We start from the raw sequence: 6,985 nt of genomic DNA, 5'->3' as shown, positions 1-6,985 counted from the left end.
AGTTCTGCTCAGAGTTCAAGATATCCTGGCCAAAGGTTATCTGCCTTTCTAAGGGAATGCCTAATAGATTAGCAAGGGTAGGAAGGAAATCTATTGTAATTCCTTCTTTGGCCATATAGTCATTATCCACATACGGTAAGATGTTTTAGCACATCCATCCTAGGAGGAAATCGAAGAAAAATGTTGAAAGTAATACAAAATAATCATACAACTTAGAAAACTGTCTCTAGGTAGTGAGATGTAGAACTAAGAGTAGGGTGAATGAGTAGATAATAGCTAATGTCAACACAGCTTATGCATAAGCTCACCCAAGAGCAACGAAAAATAAACTGTGCATCTTGCGGATATGGAGATTGCCGCAGTATGATGTTGGCCATTGTAAATGGACTTAATTATCTAGAAAGTTGCAAATTTTTATTTATTTAAAGAAAATGAACACAAGTTAAAAAATTTAGAAGCTCAAACCATAGAAATAGAAGAAGCAAAAGATGAAATTGCAGCTTGGAATGAAGTGCTAGAAGAAACTGTAAATTTTCGAACTCAGTCCATTTCAAGGCCTTTTGTTTGTTCAACCACTTAAAGTAATGATTCATTTTGGAATTCTCCTAAATCATCTTCGCGGTGACAATTATAATGAAATATATGTGGTATCATAAAGGATAATCATGTCAATTGTCGTAGAAGATGGCAATAATTCGGAGAGAAGGTGATTGTATTGAAGGTTAGAAATAAAATAACTATCATCACAATAGTTATAACATTTGCTTTTATATTCTTAAGTAATTGGGTATTTTCTAATTTTTTTTCAAATTACTTAGTAAGTCAGGAAGAAGCTCAAATTAGTTCGAACAGTAGGAGCGCAGGATTGTTTTTTCAGGAAAAAAGGATTAAGTATCTCTCAACTGTTAATGATTATAGTCATTGGGATGACTCTTATGATTTTATTAATGATATAAATAAACAAGAGTATATTACTAATTATTTAGTAGAAGACACTTTCTCAAATATTGAAATAAACTTTCTTTTATTTATTAAAGAGGATAATTCAATTTGGTATAAACAATATTATGATGATATTAACCAGCAATTTACACAATTTCCGGAAGGTCTTAATGAAGATGTTGAGAAATTTATAAGAATTTCTAATCCTAAAAAAGATATTTCAAAGATTATGAAATTAGGGGATCAATTCTATTTTGTTACTACATCTGAAATAACCGATTCTAGTAAAGTAAAAAATCCAAATGGCAGAATGCTTATGGGCAGGCTAATTGACGAAACTATGATTAAAAAGTTAAACGAGATAACAGATGGCAACATTTATTTATCGACCATAAATATTGACAGTAGTGATGTAACTCAAGAATCTGCGTTGGAGGACGGTGAAAGTGTTTCCTTGGACCTAGTGACACTTAATAAGGGCAAGGATACTTTGCAAGCGGAATTTATTATCCCAAATACTGCCTATGAAGAATCCTCAGTTTTGATGACATTAACAAAGACAAGGGATTTATTTAGAGGTGGAATGAACCAAATTTATAGCTTTATGTTCTTTTATTCAACGATTATGGTCTTTATTTTATTAATAATCTTTCACTTATTGGGAATTCATATATCGCGACCATTTATTAAATTAATTAATGAAGTTAAAGGTTTAGACTTAACAAAAAGCAAAATTCCCAACTTGAAAATCAATGGGAATGATGAGTTTGCATTTTTAAGAAATTCTGTCAATCAAATGCTCAGTCGAATTGAAACTGAACAATATAAAGTAAGGGAAAATGAAGAGAAATTATATGCAACCTTAAAATCTGTGGGTGATGGGGTAATAGCTGTTGATAGAAATGGCATTGTAGACTTTATAAATCCGGTTGCACAACGATTAACGGGCTGGACCCAGGAAGACGGTTATGGGAATTCATTTGAAACTGTCTTCGAAATTATTAATGAGTACACACGGGAGAAGGTAGAAAGTCCTGTACAGATAGTATTTGAAACCGAAGAGATTATTGAGTTAGCCAATCACACAATTTTAGTTTCCAAAGACGGATCGGAACGAGCTATTGAAGATACAGCAGCACCGATTAAAGATAGTTTTGGCAAAGTAATTGGTGTAGTGATAGTGTTCAGAGATTTTAGTGATAAAAAAGAAAAACGAAGGCAAATTGAGTATTTAAGCTACCATGATCAGTTGACAGGTTTATATAATAGACGATTTTTTGAAGAAGAATTGAAACGCTTAGATACTAAGAGAAATTTACCGCTGTCCTTTGTGTTTGCCGATGTAAATGGTCTTAAAACTATCAATGATGCCTTTGGTCATCAAGCCGGGGATCAACTTATTCAGCTAGTTTCAGATGTGTTTAAAATGGCATGTCGTGCGGATGATATCATATCTAGGACTGGCGGAGATGAGTTTGTCATATTACTCCCCAAAACCGAGGCGGTTTTTGTACAGGAGTTCGTTAAACGGATAAAAGAAAAAATTGAACAGAGAAAGATAATGGGTATTAATATATCAGTTTCATTCGGATGGGATACAAAAAATAGCGAGAACCAAGTTGCTCTGGATGTTTTGAAAAGTGCAGAAGATCTCATGTATGAGAAGAAGATTCTTGATAGTTCCAGCAAGCGAAGCGCGGTCATTAAATCCATCCTCAACACACTTCATCTTACGAGTCTGCGGGAAGCTGCTCATTCCAAAAGGGTAAGCATTATTTGTGAAGAAATTGGTAAAGCCTATCAGCTCAGTAATGATGAAATTAAAGAGCTAAGGATTGCAGGAGAATTACATGATATAGGAAAGATAGCGATCGATGATGTGATCTTAAACAAGACCAGCAAGTTGTCTGAGGCTGAATGGGCCCAAATACAACACCATCCAGAAACAGGGTATCGGTTGTTAGGCACTTCTAGCGAGTATTATAATATTGCAGAATATGTCTTTGCTCACCACGAGAGATGGGATGGTAGGGGTTATCCAAAAGGATTAAAAGGTGAGACCATTCACTGGAAAGCAAGGATCATAACCCTTGCAGAGGCCTACGATGCGATGACCTGTGATCAGCCTTACCGAAAGGCCTTAACTGAAGACCTTGCAGTTGCCGAAATAAAGAAGAATGCGGGCACACAGTTTGATCCGGATATTGCCAGGGTATTTGTGGAAAAGATTTTAGGATTACCTTGGTGATTTCTTTAGAACTTCAAAATGAGCAAGGATGAACCGATGTAAAGTAAAGCCTGTAGCATCTAGGCGTAGGTGCTATGGGCTTTTTCAATTAGTATTTTCGTCCTGCTGAGAGCATGATTTGCACTACAGTTTTCAAGATATCAAAAGGACTTTTACTACTTCTAGCTAAGACCTTAAGTGAATAGCTAAAATAAACGTTCGTCAAATCTTAGAGGCAAGGGTTTGTGGGTGTGAAACAACGAACCTGTCCCCTTGTTTTCCCTTGGGTCATTAGTAAATCACGTTTGTTTTGTGGTATTATATTTATCAACGATTATTAAAAACTATATGGGAGGGTACTTTATGGATAACCAAAAAACATTAGAGAATTTAATGGAAGCTTTCGCTGGAGAATCTCAGGCTAATCGAAAATATAATGCTTACTCAAAAAAAGCTGAAGCAGATGGCAAAAAGAATGCTGCAAAGCTTTTCAAAGCAGCTTCAGATGCCGAAACCATTCACGCCCAAAAGCATTTCGAGGTTGCGGGTAAGATCAAATCAACTGTTGAAAACTTAAACGATGCAGTTAATGGAGAGAATCATGAATATCAAAGCATGTATCCGGAATTTTTAAAAGTGGCTCAAGAAGAAGGAAATCAGGCTGCAGTGCGGACTTTTACATATGCTCTAAAGGCTGAAGAGGTCCATGCAAGACTATATAAAGAAGCACTAGATAATCTAGACCAGGAGGAAGAAGTATTTTACTATCTTTGTCCTATTTGCGGAAACATTGAGAAGGTAGTGCCTGAAAGATGTTTTATTTGCGGTACTGTGGGAACGAAATTCATTAAGTATTAGTTGTTGGCTCTTCAATGGAGTGCCCCTTGATTGCTTTAACATGTCATAAAAGACGTAGGGTCTAATCCTCACCTATTTTACTAGGTGGGGATTTATTAATCTAGCCAAGTCCGTTCGAACTTGATTTAAGTAGTCTAAGTCATAGCCATCCTCTAAGGCTGTGGCTAACCTAGAGTAAGTATCCTACCTAAAGGACTACCCAATCCGACTGATGATCAAAAAGCCGATATTCCTACTTGATCAAGACTCATGTTCTTTGGACCATGGTAGACGAATGCTTTCATAATAATTCCTCCAGTTTAGTTTTAAGATATTTCTACAAGTCGCTTAATTCATAGGGAATAGAATTTTAGATTGATTTCTTTAAGACAGACTTGAAATCCACCTCCTTTAGATAGTTGGTAATATTTCAAAATATTCTAATTTTAATAATAGCAAGAATTGTGCCAATACAAATAGCTCTAACAATTGTATGAAGAGCCAGGTAGTGGAGCAGTTAAGGGGAGCTAGGTTGTAATGTTAAGCTACAATACCGCTACAATTGTAGCGCTACAATTTCGCTACATCGTATTATAGGGTTAAAAAGAGGAGGCAGTAGCGATAAAAGAGCAGGCCTTGGCCTGCGGAAGTTGTTGATCAACCATAATTCCTGATATAATCATAATGATAAGACTTATAGTGGTAGGAGTTTTAAGTTGATTAACGAGAAGGACTTCTTTGCAGAGATCAAGGCTAGAGGCTTTAATTTAACGGAACAGCAAAAACGGGCCGTGGTTCATAACCAGGGCCCTCTTATGCTTTTAGCTGTCCCCGGCGCAGGTAAGACAACCGTTCTTACTGTTCGCTTGGCTTACTTAATTCTTGTAGAAAATGTAGATCCCCGCACGATTCTTTGTCTAACCTTCGGGCGGGCAGCTGCCAAGGAAATGCGGGAACGATTTGTTATGAACTTTGGGACAATGGTAAGCGGCCAAACCGAAGGGCGAGGGGAAATCCATTTTTCTACGATCCACAGCTTTGCTTATGAAGTCGTTCGGACAGCTTTTCGTCAAAGAGGTATCGGATTCGAAATTATTGAGGAACAAACAGGCTCTGCAAGCAAGATGGGGGTTCTGCGTAGAATCTATGAAAAGTACAATCTTTCGACAATTACCGACGAGCAGGTAGAGGGGTTGCAGAATACTATTTGTTATGTGAAAAATACCTTGAGCAAACCCGAAGAGCATTCCAATAGTGACATTAAGAATTTTCCTTTTATTTATAACGATTATGAAAACTATAAACAAGACAGCCGACCGCGACTGATTGATTATGACGATATGCTATCCCTAGCGTTTCAGGAGTTAAAGGAAAACCAGAAGTGCCTAGAGGCTTACCGAAGGCGCTTTGACCATATCCTCACGGATGAGAGCCAAGATACCTCTCTTTTACAGCATAAAATTATCGAACTAGTCGTTAAACCTAAGGACAATATTTTCGTCGTGGGGGATGATGACCAATCTATTTTTGGGTTTCGAGCGGCTGAACCAAAGTATCTTTTAGAGTTTGAACAGACTTACCCGGGTGCCAAAATTCTCCGCATGGAGCAAAACTTTCGCTCTACTCCGCAAATTGTAGAGGTAGCTTGTGGCTTCATTCGTTCTAATAAGCTGCGTTTTGATAAAGACATGTTTACCGAAAATCCCAAGGGAGACGTCCTGCAGATCGGCCAATTTGAAGGAATCGGAGAGCAAAATCAGTTTATTGTCCAAAACCTTAAGAACCAAAAGAATTTAGCAAAGGTAGGAGTACTGTATCGAAACAATTTATCGGCTATTTGTTTAGCAGAAGAGTTAGATCGGGCCAATATTCTCTTCTATATGCGAGAGTCGGGTAAACAGAGGTTTTTCTCCCACTGGGCGATTAACGATATTTTGAATTTCCTGCGCTTCTCGTTTAGCGATAAAAGCTTGCTAACTTTGGAGCGGATATGGTCTAAACTGAGTTGTCCGATTCGAAAACAACATCTCGATTTACTTAAGCAAGTACCAATTGATCGTTCCATCTTCGAAATTTTGGCTGAACAACCAGGGGTGACGTCAAAGGGGAAAAGTGAGTACTTAGATCTGAAAAAACGGTTTAAGGAGCTTAATACACTTACACCCACTAAGGCGATCGATTATATCCGAAACCAGTTGGAGTATGATAAAGCAATGAAGCGAATCTGCGAGTCGTTAGGCTTTTCCGAAGAGTACGTCGGAGGTCTCCTGGATATTCTCAGTACAATCGCGCAGAATGAACGAACAATTGTGGATTTTGCCAATCGTTTAACGTATCTTGAAAAGCGGATGATGTCTTCGTATAAAAATAAGCTCAGTAATGCCGTGACCCTTTCCACAATCCATTCTGCAAAGGGTTTAGAATGGGAACAGGTTTATTTAATTGATCTTGTCGAAGGGATCATTCCCGAGCGAGAGACGATCAAGGCTGAACAAAGTGGGCAGAACGAATCATTAGAAGAGGAAAGACGCCTTTTCTATGTAGGGATGACCAGGGCCAAACGACAGTTAACCTTATGTTCCATGAATTATTATCATCACAAACGAGTGAAAGTATCTCGTTTCCTTCGTGAAGTTAATCTCGTAATTCAAGGTAAAAATCCACTAGACATCACCGCTAAAGGAATAGAAAACCAACCGAGCGATTTGGTCGCAGGGTTGGTTGTACAACATAAGGCCTTCGGAGAAGGAGTCATCGTAAAAGACGATGGGAATGTGATTATGGTTCTTTTCAAGAACGGTGCACAGCGTTCCTTCATGAAGGACATCTGTGAAAAGCAGAGCTTGATTTGGGCGGTCGGATCTTGATGATGTTGTATTTTAGATCGTTTCAGAAAAGGATAGCGGAGTGACAATTGTTGGTGAATTTAAAACAGTGCATCACATTCATATTGAAATACTTTTTGTTCTGTCGTAGAAA

The 6,985-nt window shown here is 37.8% G+C and carries 4 protein-coding genes; all 4 read left to right on the top strand.

The annotated features are described in order from the left end of the window. Positions 1-279: 279 nt before the first annotated feature. Entirely contained in the window at positions 280-426 is a 147-nt protein-coding gene (locus ACYQ3Q_RS28090) for a (Fe-S)-binding protein (RefSeq protein ID WP_459931700.1), read from the top strand. A gap of 289 nt (positions 427-715) precedes the next feature. Beyond that, positions 716-3,190: an HD domain-containing phosphohydrolase gene (locus tag ACYQ3Q_RS28085; RefSeq protein ID WP_459931699.1), complete on the top strand. Its 2,475-nt coding sequence runs from the start codon at positions 716-718 to the stop codon at positions 3,188-3,190. 342 nt (positions 3,191-3,532) lie between these two features. Continuing rightward, a complete protein-coding gene (locus tag ACYQ3Q_RS28080; protein ID WP_459931698.1) occupies positions 3,533-4,027 on the top strand; it encodes a rubrerythrin family protein in 495 nt (164 codons plus the stop codon). Between the two features lie 695 nt (positions 4,028-4,722). After that, complete coding sequence (locus ACYQ3Q_RS28075) at positions 4,723-6,873, top strand: ATP-dependent helicase (protein WP_459931697.1); 2,151 nt, start codon at positions 4,723-4,725, stop codon at positions 6,871-6,873. The last annotated feature ends 112 nt before the right edge of the window (positions 6,874-6,985 follow it).

It is taken from the genome of Desulfosporosinus burensis, assembly GCF_054657535.1.
This window is presented reverse-complemented; position numbering and strand designations above follow the sequence as displayed.

Coding starts and splice junctions, on each gene's coding strand:
- ACYQ3Q_RS28090 (WP_459931700.1), top strand. CDS start 280: ATGTCAACACAGCTTATGCATAAGCTCACCCAAGAGCAACGAAAAATA.
- ACYQ3Q_RS28080 (WP_459931698.1), top strand. CDS start 3,533: ATGGATAACCAAAAAACATTAGAGAATTTAATGGAAGCTTTCGCTGGA.